Annotated in this window: 20 protein-coding genes and 1 pseudogene; 10 read left to right on the forward strand and 11 right to left on the reverse strand. The window is 59.0% G+C overall.

Annotated elements, in window-relative coordinates; all coding sequences use genetic code 11:
- Positions 1 to 2: 2 nt before the first annotated feature.
- The 5 genes and pseudogenes from pcaF to pcaR all read right to left on the reverse strand — a co-directional run bounded on the left by pcaF (position 3) and on the right by pcaR (position 4575).
- A complete protein-coding gene (gene pcaF / locus ACYZTR_RS21730) occupies positions 3 to 1208 on the reverse strand; it encodes a 3-oxoadipyl-CoA thiolase (RefSeq protein ID WP_461979832.1) in 1206 nt (401 codons plus the stop codon).
- The gene (locus tag ACYZTR_RS21735) at positions 1205 to 1987 is read right to left on the reverse strand and encodes a CoA-transferase subunit beta (protein WP_461973718.1); all 783 of its coding nucleotides are present in this window, start codon (positions 1985 to 1987) and stop codon (positions 1205 to 1207) included. Before ACYZTR_RS21735 ends, pcaF begins: the two co-directional genes overlap by 4 nt.
- Positions 1984 to 2841 carry a CoA transferase subunit A gene (locus ACYZTR_RS21740; RefSeq protein ID WP_461973719.1) on the reverse strand — a complete coding sequence of 286 codons (858 nt, stop codon included), beginning with the start codon at positions 2839 to 2841 and terminating at the stop codon, positions 1984 to 1986. Before ACYZTR_RS21740 ends, ACYZTR_RS21735 begins: the two co-directional genes overlap by 4 nt.
- 178 nt (positions 2842 to 3019) lie before the next feature.
- Positions 3020 to 3592, reverse strand: a pseudogene (locus ACYZTR_RS21745) (hypothetical protein); the annotation flags it as partial.
- Between the two features lie 140 nt (positions 3593 to 3732).
- Entirely contained in the window at positions 3733 to 4575 is an 843-nt protein-coding gene (gene pcaR / locus ACYZTR_RS21750; protein WP_008147316.1) for a pca regulon transcriptional regulator PcaR, read from the reverse strand.
- A 683-nt stretch (positions 4576 to 5258) separates the two neighbouring features.
- Here pcaR and ACYZTR_RS21755 point away from each other — a divergent pair.
- Positions 5259 to 5459: a hypothetical protein gene (locus tag ACYZTR_RS21755; RefSeq protein ID WP_007935837.1), complete on the forward strand. Its 201-nt coding sequence runs from the start codon at positions 5259 to 5261 to the stop codon at positions 5457 to 5459.
- Positions 5460 to 5833: 374 nt separating this feature from the next.
- A complete protein-coding gene (locus ACYZTR_RS21760; RefSeq protein ID WP_461973720.1) occupies positions 5834 to 7309 on the forward strand; it encodes an inorganic phosphate transporter in 1476 nt (491 codons plus the stop codon).
- Between the two features lie 259 nt (positions 7310 to 7568).
- On the opposite strand, the gene ccoM is transcribed toward ACYZTR_RS21760, so the two are convergent.
- From ccoM to ACYZTR_RS21775, 3 genes are all read right to left on the reverse strand, one after another.
- Positions 7569 to 7682 (reverse strand): cytochrome c oxidase subunit CcoM, encoded by a 114-nt coding sequence (gene ccoM / locus ACYZTR_RS21765; RefSeq protein WP_461973721.1) that lies wholly within the window; start codon positions 7680 to 7682, stop codon positions 7569 to 7571.
- A gap of 143 nt (positions 7683 to 7825) precedes the next feature.
- A complete protein-coding gene (locus ACYZTR_RS21770; RefSeq protein WP_262162692.1) occupies positions 7826 to 7987 on the reverse strand; it encodes a hypothetical protein in 162 nt (53 codons plus the stop codon).
- A gap of 100 nt (positions 7988 to 8087) precedes the next feature.
- Positions 8088 to 8429, reverse strand: a complete 342-nt coding sequence (locus ACYZTR_RS21775) for an aspartate-semialdehyde dehydrogenase (RefSeq protein WP_461965583.1) — start codon at positions 8427 to 8429, stop codon at positions 8088 to 8090.
- Between the two features lie 253 nt (positions 8430 to 8682).
- Here ACYZTR_RS21775 and rapA point away from each other — a divergent pair, with 253 nt between their 5' ends.
- Positions 8683 to 11529: an RNA polymerase-associated protein RapA gene (gene rapA, locus ACYZTR_RS21780; protein ID WP_461973722.1), complete on the forward strand. Its 2847-nt coding sequence runs from the start codon at positions 8683 to 8685 to the stop codon at positions 11527 to 11529.
- 179 nt (positions 11530 to 11708) lie between these two features.
- On the opposite strand, the gene ACYZTR_RS21785 is transcribed toward rapA, so the two are convergent.
- Positions 11709 to 13058 (reverse strand): spinster family MFS transporter, encoded by a 1350-nt coding sequence (locus tag ACYZTR_RS21785; protein WP_461973723.1) that lies wholly within the window; start codon positions 13056 to 13058, stop codon positions 11709 to 11711.
- A 291-nt stretch (positions 13059 to 13349) separates the two neighbouring features.
- On the opposite strand from ACYZTR_RS21785, the gene ACYZTR_RS21790 reads away from it, so the two are divergent.
- On the forward strand, positions 13350 to 15632 hold the full coding sequence (locus ACYZTR_RS21790) for a putative bifunctional diguanylate cyclase/phosphodiesterase (RefSeq protein WP_461973724.1): 2283 nt from the start codon (positions 13350 to 13352) through the stop codon (positions 15630 to 15632).
- Here the strand turns inward: ACYZTR_RS21790 and ACYZTR_RS21795 are convergent.
- Complete coding sequence (locus tag ACYZTR_RS21795) at positions 15523 to 16419, reverse strand: NAD(P)-dependent oxidoreductase (RefSeq protein WP_461973725.1); 897 nt, start codon at positions 16417 to 16419, stop codon at positions 15523 to 15525. The two genes, ACYZTR_RS21790 and ACYZTR_RS21795, sit on opposite strands and share 110 nt — an antisense overlap.
- Before the next feature lie 197 nt (positions 16420 to 16616).
- Here ACYZTR_RS21795 and ACYZTR_RS21800 point away from each other — a divergent pair, with 197 nt between their 5' ends.
- A complete protein-coding gene (locus ACYZTR_RS21800) occupies positions 16617 to 18812 on the forward strand; it encodes a hypothetical protein (protein ID WP_461973726.1) in 2196 nt (731 codons plus the stop codon).
- 309 nt (positions 18813 to 19121) lie between these two features.
- On the opposite strand, the gene ACYZTR_RS21805 is transcribed toward ACYZTR_RS21800, so the two are convergent.
- On the reverse strand, positions 19122 to 19427 hold the full coding sequence (locus tag ACYZTR_RS21805) for a DUF2288 domain-containing protein (RefSeq protein WP_461973727.1): 306 nt from the start codon (positions 19425 to 19427) through the stop codon (positions 19122 to 19124).
- A 337-nt stretch (positions 19428 to 19764) separates the two neighbouring features.
- Between ACYZTR_RS21805 and ACYZTR_RS21810 the strand changes: the two genes are divergently transcribed.
- The 5 genes from ACYZTR_RS21810 (at position 19765) to ACYZTR_RS21830 (ending at position 24767) form a co-directional block, all read left to right on the forward strand.
- Entirely contained in the window at positions 19765 to 20892 is a 1128-nt protein-coding gene (locus ACYZTR_RS21810; RefSeq protein ID WP_461973728.1) for a branched-chain amino acid ABC transporter substrate-binding protein, read from the forward strand.
- A 232-nt stretch (positions 20893 to 21124) separates the two neighbouring features.
- Positions 21125 to 22048 carry a high-affinity branched-chain amino acid ABC transporter permease LivH gene (gene livH / locus ACYZTR_RS21815; RefSeq protein ID WP_283190101.1) on the forward strand — a complete coding sequence of 308 codons (924 nt, stop codon included), beginning with the start codon at positions 21125 to 21127 and terminating at the stop codon, positions 22046 to 22048.
- Positions 22045 to 23301: a high-affinity branched-chain amino acid ABC transporter permease LivM gene (locus ACYZTR_RS21820; RefSeq protein WP_461973729.1), complete on the forward strand. Its 1257-nt coding sequence runs from the start codon at positions 22045 to 22047 to the stop codon at positions 23299 to 23301. Before livH ends, ACYZTR_RS21820 begins: the two co-directional genes overlap by 4 nt.
- Positions 23298 to 24065 (forward strand): high-affinity branched-chain amino acid ABC transporter ATP-binding protein LivG, encoded by a 768-nt coding sequence (gene livG, locus ACYZTR_RS21825; RefSeq protein WP_461973730.1) that lies wholly within the window; start codon positions 23298 to 23300, stop codon positions 24063 to 24065. Before ACYZTR_RS21820 ends, livG begins: the two co-directional genes overlap by 4 nt.
- The gene (locus tag ACYZTR_RS21830; protein WP_461973731.1) at positions 24066 to 24767 is read left to right on the forward strand and encodes an ABC transporter ATP-binding protein; all 702 of its coding nucleotides are present in this window, start codon (positions 24066 to 24068) and stop codon (positions 24765 to 24767) included. It begins immediately after the preceding gene.
- Positions 24768 to 24973 lie beyond the last annotated feature (206 nt).

Below are 24973 nucleotides of genomic sequence, written 5' to 3' on the forward strand. Positions count from 1 at the left end.
CGTCAGACCCGTTCGATCGCCAAAGCCAGACCCTGGCCCACGCCGACGCACATGGTTGCCAGACCTTTCTTGCCACCGGTCTTTTCCAGTTGATGCAGCGCAGTCAGTACCAGTCGGGCGCCGCTCATGCCCAACGGATGGCCCAAGGCAATGGCACCACCGTTCGGGTTGACCTGCGCAGCGTCGTCCGCCAGTCCCAGTTCACGCAGCACCGCCAAACCCTGGCTGGCGAACGCTTCGTTGAGTTCGATTACGTCGAAATCGCTGACGGCCAGACCAAGGCGCTCGGTCAATTTGCGCACCGCAGGCACCGGGCCGATGCCCATGACCCGTGGTGCAACTCCGGCGCTGGACATGCCCAGCACTTTGGCGCGGGCGGTCAGACCGTGTTTCTTCACCGCCTCGCCGGAGGCTAGAATCAATGCCGCCGCACCGTCGTTCACACCGGAAGCATTGCCGGCGGTGACTGTTTTGTCAGGACCGTTGACCGGTTTGAGTTTGGCCAGGGTTTCCAGCGTGGTGTCGGCGCGAGGATGTTCATCCTGACTGACGACACTTTCACCCTTCTTGTGGGCAATCCGCACTTCAACGATTTCTTCCGCGAAAAATCCTGCAGCTTGCGCGGCTGCCGTCCGTTGCTGACTGCGCAGTGCGAAAGCGTCCTGATCGGCGCGGGAAACTTCGTAATCGTCGGCCACGTTATCGGCGGTCTGCGGCATCGCATCCACGCCGTATTGGGCTTTCATCAACGGGTTGATAAAACGCCAGCCGATGGTGGTGTCTTCCAGCTTCATGTTGCGTGAGAACGCCGCATCCGCCTTGCCCATCACGAACGGTGCGCGGGACATCGACTCGACGCCGCCAGCAATCGCCAACTCCATCTCGCCACTGGCGATCGCCCGGAAAGCGGTGCCGATGGCATCCATACCCGAGGCGCAGAGGCGATTGAGGGTCACGCCCGGAATGGTGTCCGGCAGGCCCGCCAGCAACAACGCCATGCGCGCTACGTTACGGTTGTCTTCGCCGGCCTGGTTGGCGCAACCGAGGAACACCTCGTCCACCGCGCTCCAGTCGACCGACGGGTTGCGCTCCATCAGCGCCTTGATCGGCACGGCGGCCAGGTCGTCGGCGCGAACCGCCGACAGGCCACCGCCGAAACGGCCGATGGGGGTGCGAATCGCGTCGCAGATATAAACGTCGCGCATCAGGCTTCTCCGGGTACTTGGCCGTGGGCCGCGGCAGTGCGAGCTTCCAGATCCCTGAGCGCCGTCAGTTCGACGACCGTTGGCTCAGCGGTATTTTCAACCGTCTCGGCAAATCGAATCGCCCAACCGGTGGCGGCAGTCACCTGCTCGCGGGTCACGCCTGGGTGCAGCGAGGTGACCACGAATTCATGGGTATCCGCTTCCGGCTCCATGATGCACAGGTCGGTAATGATGCCGACCGGACCGGCGCCCGGCAGACCGAGACGCTTGCGCGAATCACCGCCCTCGCCATGGCCGACCGAGGTGATGAAGTCGAGTTTGTCGACAAAGGAACGCGCCGACTGCTTGAGGATGATCAGCACGCTCTTGGCTGAACCGGCGATCTCCGGCGCACCACCGGCACCCGGCAGGCGGACTTTCGGCTGATGGTAGTCACCCACCACCGTGGTGTTGATGTTGCCGAAGCGATCGACTTGCGCGGCGCCAAGGAAACCGACGTCGATGCGCCCGCCCTGCAACCAGTAGCGAAAAATCTCACCGGTCGGGACGACGGTATCGGCGGTTTCCGCCAGCTCGCCGTCACCGATAGACAGCGGCAGTACGCTGGGCTTGGCACCCATCGGACCCGATTCGTAGATCAGGACCACATCCGGTGAGGACGTCAGACGCGCCAGGTTGGCGGCTTTCGACGGCAGGCCGATGCCAACGAAGCACACCGAACCGTTTTTCAGACGGCGGGCAGCGGCGACGGTCATCATTTCATTGGTGGTGTAAGTCATCACTTCGCCTCCGAAGCAGCGGCCAGTTTGGCCTGGAACTCGCTGAAGTCAGCGCAGCCGTGGATGTACTCGTTGATCCACGCGGTGAAGGTTTCACGGTCGCGGGCAATCGGGTCCCAGGCCTGGTAGAAGCGGTTGTCGCGCTCGTTGTAGCCGTGAGCGTAGGACGGATGCGCGCCGCCGGGAACGTGGCAGACCGCGCTCAACGCCCACGTCGGCAGAACACACGCGTTCATCGGTGCATTGAGGTCGTCGACGACTTCTTCGACGGTAACGATGCAACGCTTGGCGGCCAACGCCGCTTCTTTCTGCACGCCGAGAATGCCCCAGAGCAGCACGTTGCCTTTGCGGTCGGCTTTCTGCGCGTGAATCACGGTGATGTCCGGGCGCACCGAAGGCACGGCAGCCAGTACTTCGCCGGTGAATGGGCAGGTAACGGTTTTGATCAGCGGATTGACCTTCGGCAGGTCGGAGCCGGCGTAGGCACGCAGCACCGCGAACGGTAGGCCGGATGCGCCAGCGACGTAGGCATTGGCCAGGTCGGCGTGGCTGTGTTCTTCGATTTCCAGCGCGTGTGGCCACTGCTTCTCGACGGCGTCACGCAGGCGGTGCAGCGAACCGACGCCCGGGTTGCCGCCCCAGGAGAAAATCAGCTTGCGAGCACAACCGGCGCCGATCAACTGGTCGTAGACCAGGTCAGGTGTCATCCGCACCAGGGTCAGGTCTTTCTTGCCCTGACGAATGATTTCGTGACCCGCCGCCGTAGGGATCAGGTGAGTGAAGCCTTCGAGCGCGACCGTATCGCCGTCGTTAACGAATTGCTTCACCGCGTCGTGCAGCGAAAGGATTTCAGCCATGGGGCAGGCTCCTGTTTTGTTATGAACCGACAGTCAAAGAAAAAGGCGCGATGCGCAGCGCCGGAATGACTGAAGAGTAAGCCCCTGAAAAACGGCAAACAATCCGATAATCGACTAAGTGTTCGTTTATCGAACAGATTGTTGTCTGGCTACCGATCTCCTGCCCCTGGACTCGGGTCGCATCCGCATGACTGACCATGCCCTTGATCACCACCGCCGTGGTCGCCAATGCCGCTGGAATCACCAGCGCTGTCAGCACCTGCTCAAAGTTCCAGCCAAGGCCCAGTAGTGTTGCGCCCATCCAGGCACCGAGAATTGCACCGAAGCGGCCAATCCCGAGCATCCACGACACCCCGGTCGCCCGCCCCTGGGTCGGATAAAACCGCGCCGCCAGTGAAGGCATCGCCGATTGCGCGCCGTTGACACACATCCCGGCCACCAGCACCAACGTCGCCAGCAGCGTGATGTTGCCCAGGCTTTGCCCTACCGCGTAGGCAAACACCCCGGCGAGTAGATAGAAAATGCCGATCAGCGCAGCGCTCATCACCGGCCCAAGGCTGGCGCGGTCGATGCCCCAATCCTGAGACAGGGCAGGCGCGATGAAGCCCATGGCCGCGGTGTCGAGGCCATCGAGGAAAACAATCAGGAAACACAGGATGACCACTCGCCACTGGTAGCGCGAAATGGGTTGAGCATTGATGAAGGACTGCACGTCGAGGCAGTTTCCTACAGCAGACTGAGGCTGGTTCATTATTTTTATTCCACGCAAAGAACGCAGTCGGACAGGTGCCAGTCAAGGCTGGCGCTGCCGCGACATTAGTGATCTTGGGGAAAGAGCGTCAATTCGATAAACGCGAGTCTGTGCGTTTATCGAACAACTTAGTGGACGGTTCAGGCGAAGAGTTGTGCGCTAAGGTCGCGGCTGGCGCTCAGAAGGCCCGGAAGAAAGCGCTGCTCCAGCTCGTTGCGGCTGACCCGGCCAGCGTGGGTACTGACGTTCAGCGCTGCGACCACTTGACCGGAAGCGTCGTACACGGGAACGGCAATCGAGCGCAGGCCCTGCTCGAGTTCCTGATCGACGATGCACCAGCCTTGTTGCCGCACCTCCTGCAAACATTCGAGCAATGCCTCGGGTGTATGCAGCGTTCGGCTGGTCTTGGCTTGCAACTCCGCATGGTCTAGGTACTCGCGCAGCGAAGTGTCGTCCAAGGCGGCGAGAAGAATCCTGCCCATCGAAGTGCAATAGGCGGGCAGGCGTCCACCCACCGACAGGTCGACGGATATCAATCGCTGAGTGGTGGCCGAACGAGCGATGTACAAGATGTCGTCGCCTTCCAGAGTGGCCATGTTGCAGGCTTCATGGAGTTGCTCGCTCATGCGGTCCAGGTAGGGCTGGGCAGAAACCGCCAGCGGAGTCGAGGACACATAGGCATGGCCGAGCGTCAGCACTTTAGGTAACAGCGAATACGTGCGTCCGTCGGTGGTGGCGTAGCCGAGTTTGATCAGCGTGTGCAGGCAACGTCGCACAGCGGCGCGGGGAATTTCGGTACGGTGGCTGATCTGGGCAATGGTGAGGTGCCGTTTGCGTTCCTGGAACGCTTGCACCACGGCCAGGCCTCGGGCGAGGGACGTCATGAAATCGGGGTCGCCGGTCAATGCCTGGATCCGCTTGGCGGGTGAGGCAACGATCGGCGGCGCCACTGAAGCGAAGGAATTGCGCATTTGATCGTTCATATAAGGTCCTTTCCCGCACGGATCAGCGGCTATTACAAGCGGCAGCCGGCCTCTCATACAAGCCCTAGCAACCAAAACTGTTCGATTATCGAACCATCGACCGATAATCGCAATCGACTATCATCTGGGCCAACCGACTATTGAACGGATTTACCCCCCTATTACCTATCTTTACACTGGCTAGGACGCAGACTAAGAAGGGTCGATGTAATTACCGTAACTTATTCGACTTAATGGCGTCAGAAAGACATCACTGTAAAGTCGGCGACGCGCAACGACCTAGTTAGCCGTAAAAGTTGCGAGTACCCAAACAATCACACATCAAGATCCACTTTTAACTCTTTGGCGATAGTGTTCTTCGAATCGACCGCTATAATGCAAATCAGTGGCGACCGGTTTTTAATTGCCGATTCGCCACCTGGTAGCGCGATGTTCCATTGCCGCTGCCCGCAGCAAGCGCCTGACGCTCATTTATAGGCTTCGCCAAAGCGTTCGCTGAAACAGGAACTGATGCTACGTCAGCTGTTTATCTCTGGTGCCGTGGCCGCCTGCAACATGGAAGTATTGATCACAATGCCGTAAAAATGATGCCTTCACCGGCCTTGTCCTTTCGGCGAGCGTGGTCAATACGTTTGATGTAGCGCGTTTCACCAGAATTAATCTCAACTCAATCAGGTAGCACTGTGACGAAAGACGAACTGCGCGCGGAACTTGAGCGCCAGGAACAACGTTACAAGGAAGTTTACGGCGGGGAAGTCACCACCTACGCCGCTCAGCCCGAACCAGAGCGCAAACCCTGGCGTAAACGCGCCACCGTTCAGGATCAGGCTTTCACTCAGGAATTGCAGAAAATGGAAAAGGAACTCAAAGCCGAAGAGCCATAACGGCCTTGGCCTGGATTCCCAAGGGTCTGCGTCTGCACCCGCTAAAAGCGGAATGTATCGATGATGCCTTTCGCGCCCGCTATGAGCGGGCAGCGGCCACCTCACCTGTCGGATGAGGCAAATGGCTCGTGTCTGGCCCTCTTTTCAGATTTTTCGCACAAGCGTTCAAGCCTCTTCTCCCTACGAGAGGAACCCTTGTGGCTGCGGCCTTTTCAAAGAATTCAATGACTTGCAAAACCCCGTAAAAACCTGGGGCTTAGGCTGTCGTCACAAACTAATTTATTGAAGAATGTTACCGATGAGCACCTAGTGCATCGATTAGCAGTCTTTTCTGGCATAATCGCGCCCCCTTACGACCGGGTCAGAAAACCTTCATGATCGATTTATTCAGCGGACTGGATGCTTGGGTGCTTGTGAGCCTCTTGCTCGCCCTGGCCTTTGTCCTCGCCTTCGAGTTCATCAACGGCTTTCATGACACCGCTAACGCGGTGGCCACTGTTATCTACACCAAAGCCATGCCGCCACATCTGGCAGTGTTCTTTTCCGGTGTGTTCAACTTTCTCGGCGTGCTGCTGGGCGGTGTCGGCGTGGCGTATGCCATCGTCCACCTGCTGCCGGTAGAGTTGCTGATCAATGTGAACACCGGTCACGGGCTGGCCATGGTGTTCTCGCTGCTCGCCGCCGCCATCACCTGGAACCTGGGCACCTGGTACTTCGGTATCCCGGCTTCCAGCTCCCATACGCTGATCGGGTCGATCCTCGGTGTTGGCCTGGCCAACGCGTTGATCAACGATATTCCGTTGGCCGATGGTGTGAACTGGCAGAAAGCGATCGATATCGGTGCCTCCCTGGTGTTCTCGCCGATGGCCGGCTTCCTGGTCGCAGCCCTGATATTGATCGGCCTTAAATGGTGGCGTCCGCTGTCGAAGATGCACAAGACGCCGGAACAGCGCCGCAAGATCGATGACAAGAAACACCCGCCATTCTGGAATCGCCTGGTGCTGGTGATTTCGGCGATGGCCGTGAGCTTTGTACACGGATCCAACGATGGCCAGAAAGGTATCGGCCTGATCATGCTGGTGCTGATCGGTATCGTGCCGGCGCAGTTCGTGCTCGACCTGGGCAGCACGACTTACCAGATCGAGCGGACTCGCGATGCGACCTTGCACCTGAGCCAGTTCTACAAGCGCAATGCCGGTACGCTGGGTGAATACCTTGCGCTGGGCAAAAGCGTGGAAGGCGATCTGCCGGAGAAATTCCGTTGCAACCCGCAACAGACCGAACCGACCATCACCGCCCTGCTCGGCACCCTTAAAGGCGTAGCAGACTACCACTCGCTACCGTCGGAAAGCCGCATCGAAGTGCGTCGTTATCTGCTCTGCCTGGACGACACGGCGAAGAAAGTCGGCAAGCTGCCAGGCCTCGACGCCCGTGAAAAGGCTGACCTGAACAAGCTGCGCAAAGACCTGACCACCACCACCGAATACGCCCCGTTCTGGGTGATCCTGGCGGTCGCCCTGGCCCTCGGCCTGGGCACCATGGTCGGCTGGAAACGCGTGGTACTGACCATCGGCGAGAAGATCGGCAAGCAGGGCATGACTTACTCCCAAGGCATGTCGGCACAGATCACTACTGCGAGCCTGATCGGCATGGCCAACATCTTCAGCCTGCCGGTGTCCACCACCCACGTCCTGTCCTCGGGCGTGGCCGGCACCATGGTTGCCAACAAAAGCGGCCTGCAAGGCGGCACCGTCAGAACCATCCTGCTGGCCTGGGTCCTGACCCTGCCGGCAACCGTGACCCTGTCGGCCGGCCTGTTCTGGCTGGCATCGAAGGCACTGGGTAGCTGATACATAGCCGCACACAAAAGGCGCGTTCCGTGAGGTTCGCGCCTTTTTTATGGCTGCTGGAAAGTTGATCGTTCCCACGTGCGTGGCAATGCAGCCCGGGGCGCTCCGCGGCCCTTTCGAAAGCTGGAACGCGGAGCGTCCCTTGAAGCATTCCCACGCAGAGCGAGGGAACGATCAGGCAACAATAAAACCGAGGTCAAAAAAAAGGGCAACCGAAGTTGCCCAAAATGCCTTGCGTGCTCATTGCTTCCAGAAAGACCTACGGCTTGCGCTTATGCGAATCTTTCCAGATAAAAAATCCAAACCCTGCAAAAAACATAAGCATGAGGCCGACAGTCAGCACTCCGGCGATCACCACGTTGTCGAAAAACATGACTGGCCTCCTGCAGTTGCCTTGTTGCGATAGGGCTAAGTTAACCAATCAGGCAGGAGAAAAAATTGACCGGGATCAATGTCGCCCGAGACTGGGCGTAAAGAAGGGGAATAACTGACCTGGATCAACCAATGCAGGGTGTTTCAACGCTTTTTCGGTTTGTTCTTCGGCTTCTTCTTCGCTTTACCCAACGGCAGGGCTTGCTCGAACGCCTGGCGTACTTCGTTCAGACGCTTTTCATTAAGGTCATGAACACGCTTGGCGCGTTCGGAATTGAGGTCGATCAGCTTGTCGTCTTGGCTCATGGTGCTCAGTGCATCGCTTGTGGTGAAGTTCAGCTGCCGTATCGGCAGGCAAGGATGTGCCAATAATGCGGCCTGATCGCACCGCTGACCAGCTGCCACCTTAAATCTGAATATCGACCCACAACCCTTGCCGAGGCTGATCGTCCATCAATGGCGCCACCGGCACGGTATTGTCGGCGTTGAGCTCGTCACCGGGAATCGCCAGGTGCTCTTCGGGATCTTCATCGGCTTCACGGCGACGTCGGTCACGTTCCTGCTGCCGGCGCTGCTCCTCGCGTAGCTGCAAGGCGGCTTCTTCAGGGTCGCGTTTTTGCAAGTCGATAGTGCTTTCGCTGGAGCTTTCCTGCACCGGCACCACGGGTGGAATATCCGGCCGCTGGCGAACCGGATCCTGCTGTGAGGTGATCGGCACGGCACTCAAGGGGAGCATCGGTGGCAGCATAATTATTAGTCTCCTGTCAGCAAGCTGTCGGCTGCGGGGATGGTGACTTGAGCCATCGGTCGCAAATTGTGACCCGATTGGCACTGCAGGCGCTGCCGCAGGCTGCGTTCTTTCATCAGACATTACAGAACTCAAGCGTTCCCGAAGATCAAAAGATCGTCCGACGTCGGTAGCGCCTACGCACGTAAACCTTTGGTCTGCAGGCCCGATTCCGTTAAGATAGCCCGCTTTTTCAAGGTGGGAGTCAGGCAGCATGGCGCAGCAGTATCAACCGGGGCAACGCTGGATCAGTGACAGCGAAGCCGAGCTGGGTTTAGGCACCGTTCTGGCACAGGACGGCCGCTTGTTGACCGTGCTCTACCCGGCCACTGGCGACACTCGCCAGTACGCGCTACGGAATGCGCCCCTCACCCGCGTGCGGTTTTCGCCGGGTGACTCGATCACTCACTTCGAAGGCTGGAAACTGACCGTACAAGAAGTCGACGACGTCGACGGCTTGCTGGTCTACCACGGCCTCAACGGGCAAAACGAAGTGGTCACCCTGCCGGAAACCCAACTGTCGAACTTCATTCAGTTCCGTCTGGCCAGCGATCGGTTGTTCGCCGGTCAAATTGACCCGCTGGCCTGGTTCTCCCTGCGTTACCACACCTTGGAACACACCAGCCGCCAATTGCAGTCCTCTCTTTGGGGCCTGGGTGGCGTGCGTGCGCAACCGATCGCGCACCAGTTGCACATCGCCCGCGAGGTCGCCGACCGCATCGCGCCACGGGTTCTGCTGGCGGACGAAGTGGGCCTGGGTAAAACCATCGAAGCCGGCCTGATCATCCATCGCCAACTGCTCTCGGGCCGCGCCAACCGTGTGCTGATCCTGGTTCCGGAGAACCTTCAGCACCAGTGGCTGGTCGAGATGCGCCGCCGCTTCAACCTGCAAGTCGCGCTGTTCGACGAAGAACGCTTCATCGAAAGCGATGCCGCCAACCCGTTCGAAGACACCCAGCTCGCGCTGGTTGCACTCGAGTGGCTGGTGGACGACGAGAAGGCCCAGGACGCGCTGTTCGCGGCAGGTTGGGACATGATGGTCGTCGACGAAGCGCACCACTTGGTGTGGCACGAAGACAAGGCCAGCCCTGAATACACGCTGGTCGAGCAACTTGCAGAAGTCATTCCCGGCGTCTTGCTGCTGACCGCGACCCCGGAACAACTGGGCCAGGACAGCCACTTCGCACGGCTGCGCCTGCTTGACCCGAACCGTTTCCATGACCTGCACGCCTTCCGCGCCGAGAGCGAAAACTATCGCCCGGTGGCCGAAGCCGTCCAGGAGCTGTTGGACAAGGGGCGTCTGTCGCCTGAAGCGCACAAGACCATTCGCGGTTTTCTCGGCAACGAAGGCGAAGCGCTGCTGGCCGCCGTCAACGATGGCGACATCGAAGCCAGCGCCCGTCTGGTCCGCGAACTGCTCGACCGCCACGGCACCGGCCGCGTGCTGTTCCGTAACACCCGCGCCGCCGTGCAGGGTTTCCCGGAGCGCAAACTGCACCCGTACCCGCTGCCGTGCCCGGCCGAATACCTCGAACTGCCGTTGGGCGATCACGCCGAGCTGTACCCGGAAGTCAGCTTCCAGGCCCAGCCGGACGCCAACGAAGAAGAGCGCTGGTGGAAATTCGACCCGCGTGTCGAGTGGCTGATCGACACGCTGAAAATGCTCAAGCGCACTAAAGTGCTGGTGATCTGCGCCCACGCCGAAACCGCCATGGACCTGGAAGACGCCCTGCGCGTGCGTTCCGGCATCCCGGCCACAGTGTTCCACGAAGGCATGAACATCCTCGAGCGTGACCGCGCCGCCGCCTACTTCGCCGACGAAGAATTTGGCGCGCAAGTGCTGATCTGCTCGGAAATCGGCAGTGAAGGTCGCAACTTCCAGTTCTCGCACCACCTGGTGCTGTTCGATCTGCCGTCGCACCCGGACCTGCTGGAGCAGCGTATCGGTCGTCTGGACCGGATCGGCCAGAAGCACATCATCGAAGTGCACGTGCCGTACTTGGAAACCAGCCCGCAAGAGCGCCTGTTCCAGTGGTACCACGAAGCATTGAACGCATTCCTCAATACCTGCCCGACCGGCAATGCCTTGCAGCACCAGTTCGGCCCGCGCCTGCTGCCGTTGCTGGAAAACGCCGACGACGGCGAGTGGCAAGCGCTGATCGATGAAGCCCGCGTCGAGCGTGAGCGTCTGGAAGGCGAGTTGCACAGCGGCCGAGACCGCTTGCTGGAACTCAACTCCGGCGGCGCTGGCGAAGGTGATGCGCTGGTCGAGGACATCCTCGAGCAAGACGACCAGTTCGCCCTGCCGATCTACATGGAAACCCTGTTCGACGCGTTCGGCATCGACAGCGAAGATCACTCGGAAAACGCACTGATCCTCAAGCCAAGCGAAAAAATGCTCGACGCCAGCTTCCCGCTGGGCGACGACGAAGGCGTGACCATCACTTACGACCGCAACCAGGCGCTGTCTCGCGAAGACATGCAGTTCATTACCTGGGAACACCCGATGGTTCAGGGCGGCATGGACCTGGTCTTGTCCGGTTCCATGGGCAACACCGCCGTGGCGCTGATCAAGAACAAGGCGCTGAAACCTGGCACCGTGTTGCTGGAACTGCTTTACGTCAGCGAAGTGGTTGCCCCGCGCTCGCTGCAACTGGGCCGTTACCTGCCGCCGGCCGCCCTTCGCTGCCTGCTCGATGCTAATGGCAACGACCTGTCGGGTCGCGTGTCGTTCGAAACGCTGAACGATCAACTGGAAAGCGTACCGCGCGCCAGCGCCAACAAGTTCATCCAGGCCCAGCGCGATCAGCTGACGCCACGGATCAACGCGGGCGAAGAGAAGATCTTCCCGCGTCACGCCGAGCGTGTTGCTGAAGCGCAGCGTCGTCTGGCGGCGGATACCGACGAAGAACTGGCGCGCCTGACCGCCTTGCAAGCGGTTAACCCGACGGTGCGCGACAGCGAACTGGTTGCCCTGCGCAAACAGCGCGAACAAGGGCTGGCCATGCTCGACAAGGCTGCCCTGCGACTGGAAGCGATTCGGGTGCTGGTGGCGGGTTAAGTCCCCCTGCTCCACTTTGCTAAAAAAGAAGGCCCGCAGCGATGCGGGCCTTTTTTTGTCTGCTGATCGTTCCCACGCGCAGCAAAGCAATGCCTCAAGGGACGCTCCGCGTTCCAGCGCTCGAAAGGGACGCAGAGCGTCCCGGGCTGCATTACCACGCAGAGCGTGGGAACGATCATTTACGCAGTGACCGCCGGAATCTGCGGCTCAACCACCGCCACCAACCCTTCCTTCATCCGCTTGGCATCGCGCACAAAACACCGCGAAGCCAGGAACAGAAACACCATGGTGAAAAACAGCGCCACCGGGATCAAATACATCGCGTCATGCAAGCCGACAGCCTTGAACGCCTCGGTCATCTGTTCGGCACCCGCCGAGAGCATCGCCGTATGCGCGAAGTGGTCGGACAAGCCGCCCACCACTACTGGGCCCAAACCGCCACCCAGCAAATACAACCCGGCAAAGAACAGCGCCACGGCCGTGGCCCGCAAGCGCGGCTCGACCACGTCCTGAATGGCCGTGTAGACGCAGGTGTAGAAGTTGTAGGCAAACAACCAGCCCACACTGAACACCGCCACAAACACGCCGATCTCGATCCGCCCGGCGTGCAATGCCCACGCCGTGCACACGGTGGAGATGATCAAGCTGAACGCCGCAAACAACAGACGACCACTGGCCACCCGCTGGTGAATCTTGTCAGCGACCCAACCGCCGAGCGTCAGGCCAAACAACCCGGTCACGCCGACGATAACCCCCGTCGCCACCGCCGCTTCCTGCAACGGCATCAGGAAGTATCGCTGCAACATCGGCACCAGAAACGAGTTGCAGGCATACGTGGCGAAGTTGAAGCACAGCCCCGCCATCACCAGCCACAAGAAAGTCGGCACCGCCAACACCCGACGGATCGGCCGATCTACGCGTTCCTGCGAAACTTGCACGCTTTCCGCGGCGCCGCGTTTCGGTTCCTTGATGAAGAACATGAAGATCGCCAGGATCAGCCCCGGCACCGCCGCGATGAAGAATGGTGCGCGCCAGCTGTCGAACACCTTGACCATCCAGCCGATGGTGAAGAACGCCAGCAGCAACCCCAGCGGCAGACCAAGCATGAAAATGCCCATCGCCCGCGCCCGGCGGTGGGCCGGGAACAGGTCGCCGATCAGCGAGTTGGCGGCCGGTGCGTAACTGGCTTCACCGATGCCGATGCCCATGCGCACGATCAGGAAACTCCAGAAACTCCCCACCAATCCGTTGACCGCTGTCAGCCCGCTCCAGGTCGCCAGGCCCCAGCCCATCAATTTGCTGCGCGAACCGGTATCGGCCATCCGCCCCAAGGGCAGGCCGGCGATCGCATAGACGATCGTGAAGGCGGTACCGATGATCCCCAGTTGAAAGTCGCTGAGGTTCCATTCCATGCGGATCGGCTCGATGATGATGGCCGGAATGGTGCGGTCGAAGAAGTTGAACAGGTTGGCGAGGAACAGCAGGAACAGAATGCGCCAGGCATTCGCCGCTTGGGTCGAGTTCTGCATGGGTCCGTCTCTTTATATTGTTATTGGGCTTCACTGCCAGTGCATTCGAGCCCGGAACCTGCAATTTAGTCAGGCCTGCCAGAGCTGTCTGTCATTATTTGTAAAGCTGATATCCGCCCATGGAAGATGTCGCAGCCCGTGCAACAGTTTATTTCCAAACGCTCTAACGCTCATTCGAAAATGGTTGCAGCCAATGTGCCAGTATCGCTTGCACTCTTTACACGCCCTCTATACTCCAAAGCATTCGCCAGCGTGCATGGCGCAGCCAGGATGACAAAGACGGGGCATGCTATGGAGTGGCTTGGTTTGCTTTTCAATACTGAGCTTCCGAAAAGCGGGCGGGTAATACTCAATTGCGTACATGACCCTTTTCTGGTGTTACTGGCTTATTTGGTCGCCTGTGTCGGCAGCTTCGCCACACTGGACATGGCCGAACGGGTGGGTCACGCCGAAAAACCCACTTCGCAACGGCTCTGGCGCTGGGTTGGCGCCGGTTGCCTGGCGGGCGGGATCTGGGCCATGCATGTCATCAGCATGCTGGCGTTCCAGGCGCCGGTCGAAATTCATTACCAACTGCCCATCACTCTGCTCTCGCTGTTATTCGCCCTGACCGCTTCGTGGCTGGCGATGCACACGCTCAGTCATCCTGACCTCAATTTCTGGCAGTACCTGCGGGCCGCGGTCTGGATCGGTCTGGGCATCGCGACCATGCACTATGTGGGCATGGCTGCCATGCGTTCGGTTGCAACGGCCTATTACAACCCCGCCCTGTTCGTCCTCTCCATCGTGATCGCGATTGGCGCCAGCCTCGCCGCCCTGTTGATTTCCAGTCACCTGCGCGATGGCATTCGTTTGGATCACCCTCTGGTCAAATTCACCGCCAGCCTGGTGCTCGGGGCCGGTATCGTCAGCATGCATTTCACCGGCATGGCCGCGCTGACCCTGGTGCTGCCCACCGGCAGCCTGCCGATGCTGCCCGCTGAAAACAACCACCTGCAACTGGGGCTGACGGTGGCGATCATGGCCCTGTTGATCATCGGTAGCTGCATCAGCGCGGCAATGGCCGACAAGAAACTGCAAAACAAGGAACACGACCTGCGACGGGTCAATGCTCTGCTCAGTCAACTGGATCAGGCGCGCATGTCGCTGCAACAGGTGGCGCACTATGACGCCCTGACCAACCTGATCAACCGCCGCGGCTTCAATCAGATCTTTGCCGAGAAACTGATCGAGAAAACCAACGAGGGAGGCATGCTGGCGGTGCTGTTCCTCGACATCGACCATTTCAAGCGCATCAACGACAGCCTCGGCCATGACGCCGGCGACGAATTGCTCAAGGTCCTGGCCAGCCATATCAAAAGCTCGGTACGCAGCCACGACGACGTGGTGGCGCGCTTCGGTGGCGACGAGTTCTGCATTCTCATCGGCCTGCACGACCGTGAAGAAGCCCGGCACATGGCCCAGCGCATCATGCTGAAAATGAAGGAACCCATCGAGCTGTCCGGCCGGCGCATGGTCATGACCACCAGCATCGGCATCAGCCTGTTCCCCGAAGACGGCAAGACGTGCGAAGAACTGCTGAAAAACGCCGACCTGGCGCTGTATCAGTCCAAAGGCAGCGGCCGCAACAGCCTGCATTTCTTCAGTTCGAGCCTCAGGACCCGGGCTACGATGGAACTGCAACGGGAAGAGGAACTGCGCCATGCCCTGCGCGAAGACACGGGGCTGATGATCCATTACCAACCGATCTACGACCTGAAAAGCGGCCAGGTCACCAAACTGGAAGCGCTGATTCGCTGGCAACACCCGATTCACGGCTTACTCACGCCGGAGCGCTTTATCGGCATCGCCGAGGCCAACGGGCTGATCGCCGAACTGGACAACTGGGTCCTGCGCAAGGCCTGTGAAGACCTGGGCGAGTTGTCCCGCCACGGCTGTGAAGCACTGAAGATTGCGGTGAACTGCTCGCCGCTGAACCTGGCGCGCGAGGAACTGGCTGACGAAATCGAATACGCCCTGCGCGTGGCCGGGGTTGCGCCCGAGCGACTGGAACTGGAGGTCACGGAGAACGCGCTGATGGGCAACATCGCCAACACCCTGATGCTGCTGCGGCAGATCCGCGCACTCGGGGTTTCATTGTCGATCGACGACTTTGGCACCGGTTACTCATCCTTGGCCTACCTCAAGCGCCTGCCGCTGAACACACTGAAGATCGATCGCTCATTCATTCAGGACATTCCCAAGGCAACCCAGGACATGGAGATCGTCCAGGCGATCATCGTCATGGCGCACACCCTGCATTTGCAGGTGGTCACCGAGGGCGTCGAGACCTTCGAGCAATACGCGTTTCTCGAACGCCTCGGCTGCGATTTCGTCCAGGGTTACCTGCTCAGCCGCCCGGTGCCGCTGGAAGAATTACGCCCGGTACTGAACGAAATCAACCAGCGCAAGCACCCGCACACGGTCAGTCCTTTGAGCCTGGCTCGCGGTACAACTGCACCAACGTTGACGGATCCTTTTCCAAAAAGCCCTGGCCCCCATGCAGTCGCATCAGTTGTGCGGCCAATCCACTGATCGGTGTGGCCGAACCCTGTTCGCGGGAAAATTTCACCGCAGCATCCAGATCCTTGAGCAGCGTGCGTACGTGCCACTTCACGGGCTCGAAACGGCTGTCGGCCATTTGCGGGGCGAGAATCTGCAAGGGTTTTGAATCGGCGAAACCGCCGGCCAGTGCCTCGGCAATCATGCCGGCATCGACCTGGGAACGTTCAGCTAAAGCCACCACTTCGGCGATCACCAACGCATTGCAGGCGACAATCATCTGATTGCAAACCTTGGTCACCTGCCCTGCCCCGACTGCCCCCATGTGTGTCACGCGCTGGCCGACGGTCAACAACACCGGGCGCACGCGCTCAAGATCTGCCGTTGTGCCGCCAACCATGATCGCCAGGCTGCCAGCCTCCGCACCGGACACGCCGCCAGACACGGGCGTATCCATCCAACTCATGCCGGTGGTGTTGATCAGCGCCTCGGCCATTTCCCGGGTCGCCGTGGGTTCCAGACTGGAAAAGTCCACCAGCACTTGACCCCTTTTCGCCCCCTCGGCAATGCCAGCCGAGCCAAAAACCACCTCTCGAACCACCGAAGTATCCGCCAGACACATCATCACCACGTCGGCGTGCTGACACAGTTGCCCAGGCGTGGCGACTTGCCGGGCGCCGGCCTCGACCAGCGGCGCGCACTTTGCCGGATTGCGGTTCCACACGGTCAGCGGATAGCCCGCTGCCAGTAGGCGCCGGCACATCGGCAAACCCATCAGGCCGATCCCGGCGAACCCTAGCGAGGGTAACGTTGCCATCATTTGGCCTCCTTTTGATTAAAGATCGTCGAATATTGGCCGATTCATCATGACTCAGGAAAGGATTCCCCCGAGCGATGATCAGGCCAAGGCCCTGACGCTTGGGCCAAATACGCGCTGAAAAAAGACGCGAGATCCCATCCGTGATGGTTCGACGACCGCTTGTCGCCCAACCAACCAGCCCAGGTACATGGCGCACAATGAATTCTAAAAACAATCCGGCCGCTGCGATATCCGATCTGACGCTGAGCCCGGCGGCGAACAGCCCCGCACCGTCGACGTCATTGACGCCATCGCGCCCGTTGGCGACTCAGCAATATCTGTACTTCACCGAAACCAATACCGACCGCATCCTCGATAATCTCGACGGCCTGCGCGACATGGTGTTCCCGCGCCCACCGCATCTGGAAGGCGACAGTGAACAGCACAGCGATCAGGAATTCCCGTCAGTATGCCTCATCGGCCTGGGCCGCTGCGGTTCGAACATCGCACTGGACGTCGCCGAACTGGTGTACAACGCCCGCAAGTTCTACCTCAACGAATTCAATAACGAAGACCGTCTGTCACCGGACAAGCGCTTCGCTGAAAAGGGCTACAGCCCGGCACAGTGGATTCGCAACAACCTGCGCCTGGGTCCGAACAAGGCCGCCAAACCGGTGTTCCTGGTAGAACCGCTGGTCATGCTCGGCGACCTGGACAAAGACATCGCCGGTCGCATCCGTTTCTCGCGCAAGGGCGAAAAAAGCGGTTTCCTGCGCGACTACAGCAAAATGAAGATCATGGATTTGTCGGAAGTCCACGCCGGTGGCGCCGGTAACGCACCGATCCTCGGCCAATACCTGGCCAAGATCATCCTGAACAAGGACACCCAGCGTTTCTCCAGCCCTGACTGGAAGATGATTCACTCGTACCTGATCGACAGCTGCGGGATCAAGGCCAACCAGTCGCGCCTGTATTTCTCGATCTTCAGTGCCGGCGGCGGTACCGGTTCGGGCATGGCTTCGGAATTCGGCCTGGCCCAGCAGCATTCGTACATGAACAAGACGTTCGATACCAAACCGATGGACGAGCACGACAGCAAAAGCGGTCACTCTTTCGTCTTCGAACCGATCTTCACCAGCGGCATTTGCGTACTGCCGAACATTTCCGATCACCGCAGCGAAATGTCCGAGGCGTTGCACATCAATGCCGGTCGCCTGCTGTGCAAGTACCTGTCGGAAGAGTGGGACTTCTCCTACAACTTCGCCAATGAAGACAGCAGCGAAGCCAGTGTTATGGGCCGTATCCGCCCATGGAACGCGATGATGCTGATCTCCAACGACATCATGCGTTATGCCGAAGAAAGCGACGACGGCAACATTCAGAACATCGACGTCAACGCGATGGAAAAGCACGCCAACCAATACATCTCACAGCAGATCTTCAACATTCTGACGGCTCAAGCGGTCACCACCGACTATGACCAGAACTATTTCCGTCGGGCCGGCATCGACATTGGCGAAACCATTCGCCTCGACGCCAACGACCTGTTCATGAGTCTGGCCGGTCCAGTGGCGATTGCCTACGCCGAGTCCGTGGTGCCGGAAACCCCGCCGCCGAGCAGCGACAAATTCAAGGTGTTCGAGAAAGAGCCGCAGCGCCTGAACATCGACGACCTGTTCTTCCGCTCCATCGACTTGCCGCACTTCAACAAAGTGACCCAGGCGATCGAAGGCATCAGCCTGTTGCCGATCGAATCCAAACGCTATCGCGCGTCGCTGGAGCAGTACAAGAACTCGGGCTATGACGCGGCCGCGTTGCACGACCTGCACTTCTTCAAGAATTGCTCGTCGGTGGTCTCGATTGTTTCGTTGCCCAAAGACTACAAGTTGTCCTACATGGACCTGAACCGGTTGAAGACCCACCTCAACAGCCTGTTTCCGAACACGACGCTCAAGCGATATGCGCTGGTAATCGGCGCCTCGGCCAACCTGTCGCTGACCACCCTGATCGCCAAGAGCCCGTGCCTGTCGGACGACTTCCTGACGCTGATCGTGGCCTTCATCAAGCGTTGCTTTGCGAAAAACCCGTACCGCTTTGACGAGACCCTGGATAACTCGATCCTGGACTTCATCATTAATGAAGATTTCGACGAGGACCGGATCGACGAACTGCTTAATGAATTCGAGAACCCGGCGAAGATCCTCGACACCAACTGGTATGCGATCAAGCCGATGTACGAGAAGAAGTACCGTGAGCTGATCAATGACAAAGACAAGTTCGTCTCGATCAACGACATTCGTTTGTCGCGCGATTGCGTGAAGAAGGCGATCAAGTACCTGCGTGAGATCTACCGTCACCGGATTGGCAAGACCAAGGTTATTTCGCTGAATAACCATACTGGTAAAACTTTGTAAGCCAGGCACGAGACCGGGTCGCCCCCAATCGCGAGCAAGCTCGCTCCCACAGGGAACGCGTTCCTTCAGAAAGAATGCGATCAAATGTGGGAGGGAGCTTGCTCGCGATGGCGGCCCCAAAGCCTGCACAAATCCAAACATCCAGAAACAATTAAGCAACCACCAGGCTACTCATAAAACTGTGCCCGTGACGTTTACGTCACCCTCGCCAAGACCCTTCTGTGGCCTTTCTCCACGGCAACATGCCATCACGCTACTCACCTACACACTTTTAGCCGCCGAATCGACGCACCAATAATGTGCAAGCCTTCACTTCGTCGCCCTTTCCTGGATCAGAATCCAAGGAGAAACAACCACTGCCCAGAGCGCCGGATCACGCTCAAACAGATCCAGCGCCCGTGTTTCAGACAGCTTGGCGACTTTGTCGGCGGCCAGCCAGGCAGCCACTTTCTCTCCTTCGTCAGTCGCCAATGCCTGCGCTGCGGCGATCAAATCCAGACCGGGGTCGACCCACAATAGGGCACCCTTGGCGAAGTACGGCTCCAGCTCTTTCCAGGTAATAGATGCGGTTTCACCAAGCAGCTTGGCATAGAGGGTGCTAGGTTCTTGAGTCATGGGTCCTGTCCGGAAAAGAAATTGACGCAATCATAACGTCGGTGGTCTGGCAGAAAAACCCGGAAGCAATTGAGTCACTGATTGAAAAGTGCAGGAAAGCCAAGGATTGCTGTTCATTCAGCCTGAACCCCCGCCGCGATTCTGTCTTTTTCTTTCAAAAAAGCGACACCCCTGATTTTGCCCCCTGGCGCCAGCTTCCCAGGCTAACAACTGGCGCTCTACACTGTACCGGTACAGTTGCCGGGGGCATTTTCCGGAGGATATCGAAGATATCTGACCCGGTTCTGCTGCTACGGCGCCAGGACTATAAAAACTACAACAGTAAGAGTGGAGCACTATGACTAAGGCTACTAAGCAGATTTCCAAACTGTTTGCCGCTATGGTTCTGGCCGGGGTTGCCAGCCATTCGTTCGCCGCTGACACCATCAAGATCGGCATCGCCGGCCCTAAAACCGGTCCTGTAGCCCAATACGGCGACATGCAGTTCAGTGGCGCCAAAATGGCCATCGAACAGATCAACGCCAAAGGCGGCGTAGACGGCAAGAAACTCGAAGCCGTTGAATACGATGACGCCTGTGATCCAAAACAAGCGGTAGCGGTCGCGAACAAAGTCGTCAATGACGGCGTCAAGTTCGTGGTCGGTCACCTGTGCTCCAGCTCCACTCAACCGGCTTCGGACATTTACGAAGACGAAGGCGTGATCATGATCACCCCGGCTGCCACCAGCCCGGACATCACCGCCCGTGGTTACAAAATGGTCTTCCGTACGATCGGTCTGGACAGCGCCCAAGGCCCTGCCGCTGGCAACTACATCGCCGATCACGTAAAACCGAAAATCGTTGCTGTTCTGCACGACAAACAGCAATACGGTGAAGGCATCGCCACCGCCGTTAAAACCACACTGGAAGGCAAAGGCGTCAAGGTTGCCGTGTTCGAAGGCATCAACGCCGGCGACAAAGACTTCTCTTCGATGATCGCCAAGCTCAAGCAAGCCAACGTTGACTTCGTCTACTACGGCGGCTACCACCCGGAGCTGGGTCTGATCCTGCGTCAAGCCGAGGAAAAAGGCCTGAAAGCCAAGTTCATGGGTCCGGAAGGCGTGGGTAACGACTCGATTTCGCAGATCGCCAAAGAGGCTTCCGAAGGTCTGCTGGTGACCCTGCCGAAATCCTTCGACCAGGATCCGGCCAACATCGCCCTGGCTGACGCGTTCAAAGCCAAGAAAGAAGACCCAAGCGGTCCGTTCGTGTTCCCGGCCTACTCGGCCGTGACCGTGATTGCCGACGGCATCAAGGCTGCCAAGTCCGAAGACACTGCCAAAGTGGCTGAGGCCATCCACGCAGGCACCTTCAAGACTCCGACTGGCGACCTGAGCTTCGATGCCAAGGGCGACCTGAAAGACTTCAAATTTGTGGTTTACGAGTGGCACTTCGGCAAACCTAAAACTGAAGCAAAACCTCAGTAAGGCGCGGCCAAACTGACTGCCAATAAAGCCCACGGCGTGCCGTGGGCTTTGTTTTACGAATGTATTGGGCCGCGCTGGCGTGATCCGCCAGTCTCCCCACCTGAAAATCTCAAAACCGTCATCAGCGGTTCGCTGGCAAACCTCGCGTTCGAAGTGGATGCAGATCCACGGGGCTCGAGCGGGAAAATGACTCCACCAGTGAAATGCGTATCAGGTTTTTAGGAGCGCTGTAATGCCTGACATCTATCACTTTTTCCAACAGCTGGTTAATGGTCTGACCATTGGCAGCACGTATGCCCTGATCGCCATCGGCTATACGATGGTTTACGGCATCATTGGAATGATCAACTTCGCCCACGGCGAGGTGTACATGATCGGTTCGTACGTGGCGTTCATCGCCATCGCCGGGCTGGCCATGATGGGACTCGACAGTGTTCCACTGTTGATGACCGCCGCTTTCCTCGCGACCATCGTCGTGACCAGTGCCTACGGCTACAGCATCGAACGGATCGCCTACCGCCCCTTGCGCGGCAGCAACCGTCTGATTCCACTGATTTCCGCCATCGGCATGTCGATCTTCCTGCAGAACACGGTTCTGCTGGCGCAAGACTCCAAGGACAAATCCATTCCCAACCTGATCCCCGGCAACTTCTCCATCGGGCCAGGTGGCGCACATGAAGTGCTGATTTCCTACATGCAAATCGTGGTGTTCGTGGTGACCCTGGTCGCCATGCTCGGCCTGACGCTGTTCATCTCCCGCTCTCGCCTGGGTCGCGCTTGCCGTGCCTGTGCTGAAGACATCAAGATGGCCAACCTCTTGGGTATCAACACTAACAACATCATCGCCTTGACCTTCGTCATCGGTGCCGCACTCGCGGCAATCGCGGCCGTGCTGCTGAGCATGCAATACGGCGTGATCAACCCGAACGCCGGTTTCCTGGTCGGCCTCAAGGCCTTCACCGCCGCGGTACTGGGCGGTATCGGCAGCATCCCCGGAGCCATGCTTGGCGGGATCGTACTTGGGGTGGCGGAAGCATTCGGTGCCGATATCTTCGGCGACCAGTACAAGGACGTCGTGGCGTTCGGTCTGCTGGTCCTGGTGTTGTTGTTCCGGCCAACCGGCCTGTTGGGCCGTCCGGAGGTTGAGAAAGTATGACTAGGAATATTAAACAGGCGTTGTTCAGCGCCTTGCTGGTGTGGGCTGTCGCCTACCCGGTGCTCGGTCTGAAACTGACCATCGTCGGCATCAACCTCGAAGTCCATGGCACCAGCGACGCCACCCTGATCACCATCGCCGTGTGCTCGGTGTTGATGTTCCTGCGCGTGCTGTTCGACCAGCAGATCAGCTCGGCCTGGCGCTCCTCGCCAAACATGCCACTGATTCCGGCCAAGGCCAGTAACTTCCTGACCCTGCCGACCACCCAGCGCTGGATCATCATTGCGTTGATCGCCGGCGCCCTGGTCTGGCCGTTCTTCGGCTCCCGCGGCGCGGTGGATATCGCCACACTGGTGTTGATCTACGTGATGCTCGGCCTCGGTCTGAACATCGTGGTCGGCCTGGCCGGCCTGCTCGACCTCGGTTATGTCGGCTTCTATGCCGTCGGCGCCTACAGCTATGCGCTGCTGTCGCACTACTACGGCCTGAGCTTCTGGATCTGCCTGCCGATCGCTGGCCTGATGGCGGCCACCTTTGGCTTCCTGCTCGGTTTCCCGGTGCTGCGTCTGCGCGGCGACTACCTGGCGATCGTGACCCTGGGCTTCGGTGAAATCATCCGTCTGTTCCTGCGTAACCTGACTAGCCTCACCGGTGGCCCGAACGGCATCAGCAACATCGAGAAACCGACGTTCTTCGGTCTGACCTTCGAGCGTAAAGCTGCCGAGGGCATGCAGACCTTCCACGAGTACTTCGGCCTGGCATACAACTCGATCAACAAGGTGATTTTCCTTTACCTGGTGGCGTTGTTCCTGGCACTGGCTGCGCTGTTCGTCATCAACCGCCTACTGCGCATGCCTCTGGGCCGCGCGTGGGAAGCGCTGCGTGAAGACGAAATCGCCTGCCGTGCACTGGGTCTCAATCCTACGGTCATCAAGCTTTCGGCCTTCACCCTGGGCGCCAGCTTCGCCGGTTTTGCCGGCAGCTTCTTCGCTGCTCGTCAGGGCCTGGTGACGCCGGAGTCCTTCACCTTCATCGAGTCGGCGATCATTCTCGCCATCGTGGTATTGGGTGGCATGGGCTCGCAACTGGGTGTGATCCTGGCTGCCACGGTGATGATCCTGTTGCCGGAAATGATGCGTGAGTTCAGTGAATACCGCATGTTGATGTTCGGCGCCTTGATGGTGCTGATGATGATCTGGCGTCCTCAAGGTCTGCTGCCCATGCAACGTCCTCACATGGAGCTGCGCAAATGAGCCGCGAGATCCTTAAAGTCGAAAATCTGAGCATGCGCTTCGGCGGCTTGCTGGCGGTTAACGGCGTGGCCCTGACCGTGCACGAAAAGCAGGTCGTGGCGTTGATCGGCCCCAACGGTGCCGGCAAGACCACCGTGTTTAACTGCCTGACCGGCTTCTACAAGCCGAGCGGCGGCAGCATCCTGCTGGACGGCGAGCCGATCGAAGGCCTGCCCGGCCACAAGATCGCCCTCAAAGGCGTGGTGCGCACCTTCCAGAACGTGCGGTTGTTCAAGGACATGACCGCGGTCGAGAACCTCTTGATCGCCCAGCACCGTCACCTGAACACCAACTTCCTGGCGGGCCTGTTCAAGACCCCGGGGTTCCGCAAGAGCGAGCGCGAGGCGATAGAGTTCGCCGAGTTCTGGCTGGACAAGGTCAACCTCACGGCGTTTGCCAACCGTCCGGCCGGCACCCTGGCCTACGGTCAGCAACGTCGTCTGGAAATCGCCCGATGCATGATGACCCGACCGCGGATCCTCATGCTCGACGAACCGGCCGCCGGTCTGAACCCCAAGGAGACCGAAGACCTCAAGGCGCTGATCAGCATGTTGCGTGAAGAGCACAACGTCACCGTGCTGCTGATCGAACACGACATGAAACTGGTCATGAGCATTTCCGACCACATCGTCGTGATCAACCAGGGCACGCCCTTGGCCAATGGCACGCCGGAACAGATCCGCGACAATCCCGAAGTGATCAAAGCCTACCTGGGGGAAGCGTAAATGCTGCAATTCGAAAACGTTTCCACCTTCTACGGCAAGATCCAGGCCCTGCACAGCGTCAACGTCGAAGTCCGTCAGGGCGAAATCGTGACACTGATCGGCGCCAACGGTGCTGGCAAGTCGACCCTGCTGATGACCCTCTGCGGTTCGCCGCAGGCCCACAACGGCAGCATCCGCTACATGGGTGAGGAACTGGTCGGGCAAAGCTCATCGCAGATCATGCGCAAGAGCATCGCCGTGGTCCCGGAAGGTCGTCGGGTGTTTGCCCGCCTGACCGTGGAAGAAAACCTCTCCATGGGTGGTTTTTTCACCAATAAGGGCGATTATCAAGAACAGATGGACAAGGTATTGGGACTTTTCCCACGCCTGAAAGAACGCTTCGCCCAGCGCGGCGGCACCATGTCCGGTGGCGAACAGCAAATGCTCGCCATCGGTCGTGCACTGATGAGCAAACCCAAGCTGCTGTTGCTCGACGAACCTTCGTTGGGCCTGGCACCGATCATCATCCAGCAGATCTTCGACATCATCGAACAGCTGCGCAAGGATGGCGTGACGGTGTTTTTGGTTGAGCAAAACGCCAACCAGGCGCTGAAGATTGCTGACCGCGCGTACGTTCTGGAGAACGGCCGGGTGGTGATGCAAGGTACTGGTGAAGCGCTGCTGACTGATCCGAAAGTGCGCGAAGCGTACTTGGGTGGTTGAGTCTTTGCGGTAAACAAAAAACGGCCTTCGGGCCGTTTTTTTATGCATTGTAAAATCTGACTTGCAGCAGAGAACAACCGGGGTTGGTTACCTTTATGGTCAGTGCGTAGTCTATTGCCTGTTGGACGGTCGTAATTTCTCGGCGTCGTGTGTTGGATCTGAAATAGCCATCGCGAGCAAGCTCGCTCCCACAGGTTTTTTCGGCG

It is taken from the genome of Pseudomonas sp. Hz4, from assembly GCF_054898165.1.

Bases quoted from the DNA above. Each gene is read 5' to 3' on its own strand.
- ACYZTR_RS21740 (WP_461973719.1), bottom strand. From the start codon at position 2,841: ATGGCTGAAATCCTTTCGCTGCACGACGCGGTGAAGCAATTCGTTAAC.
- pcaR (WP_008147316.1), bottom strand. From the start codon at position 4,575: ATGAACGATCAAATGCGCAATTCCTTCGCTTCAGTGGCGCCGCCGATC.
- ACYZTR_RS21760 (WP_461973720.1), top strand. From the start codon at position 5,834: ATGATCGATTTATTCAGCGGACTGGATGCTTGGGTGCTTGTGAGCCTC.
- ccoM (WP_461973721.1), bottom strand. From the start codon at position 7,682: ATGTTTTTCGACAACGTGGTGATCGCCGGAGTGCTGACTGTCGGCCTC.
- ACYZTR_RS21770 (WP_262162692.1), bottom strand. From the start codon at position 7,987: ATGAGCCAAGACGACAAGCTGATCGACCTCAATTCCGAACGCGCCAAG.
- ACYZTR_RS21775 (WP_461965583.1), bottom strand. From the start codon at position 8,429: ATGCTGCCACCGATGCTCCCCTTGAGTGCCGTGCCGATCACCTCACAG.
- rapA (WP_461973722.1), top strand. From the start codon at position 8,683: ATGGCGCAGCAGTATCAACCGGGGCAACGCTGGATCAGTGACAGCGAA.
- ACYZTR_RS21785 (WP_461973723.1), bottom strand. From the start codon at position 13,058: ATGCAGAACTCGACCCAAGCGGCGAATGCCTGGCGCATTCTGTTCCTG.
- ACYZTR_RS21790 (WP_461973724.1), top strand. From the start codon at position 13,350: ATGGAGTGGCTTGGTTTGCTTTTCAATACTGAGCTTCCGAAAAGCGGG.
- ACYZTR_RS21795 (WP_461973725.1), bottom strand. From the start codon at position 16,419: ATGATGGCAACGTTACCCTCGCTAGGGTTCGCCGGGATCGGCCTGATG.
- ACYZTR_RS21800 (WP_461973726.1), top strand. From the start codon at position 16,617: ATGAATTCTAAAAACAATCCGGCCGCTGCGATATCCGATCTGACGCTG.
- ACYZTR_RS21805 (WP_461973727.1), bottom strand. From the start codon at position 19,427: ATGACTCAAGAACCTAGCACCCTCTATGCCAAGCTGCTTGGTGAAACC.
- ACYZTR_RS21810 (WP_461973728.1), top strand. From the start codon at position 19,765: ATGACTAAGGCTACTAAGCAGATTTCCAAACTGTTTGCCGCTATGGTT.
- livH (WP_283190101.1), top strand. From the start codon at position 21,125: ATGCCTGACATCTATCACTTTTTCCAACAGCTGGTTAATGGTCTGACC.
- ACYZTR_RS21820 (WP_461973729.1), top strand. From the start codon at position 22,045: ATGACTAGGAATATTAAACAGGCGTTGTTCAGCGCCTTGCTGGTGTGG.
- livG (WP_461973730.1), top strand. From the start codon at position 23,298: ATGAGCCGCGAGATCCTTAAAGTCGAAAATCTGAGCATGCGCTTCGGC.
- ACYZTR_RS21830 (WP_461973731.1), top strand. From the start codon at position 24,066: ATGCTGCAATTCGAAAACGTTTCCACCTTCTACGGCAAGATCCAGGCC.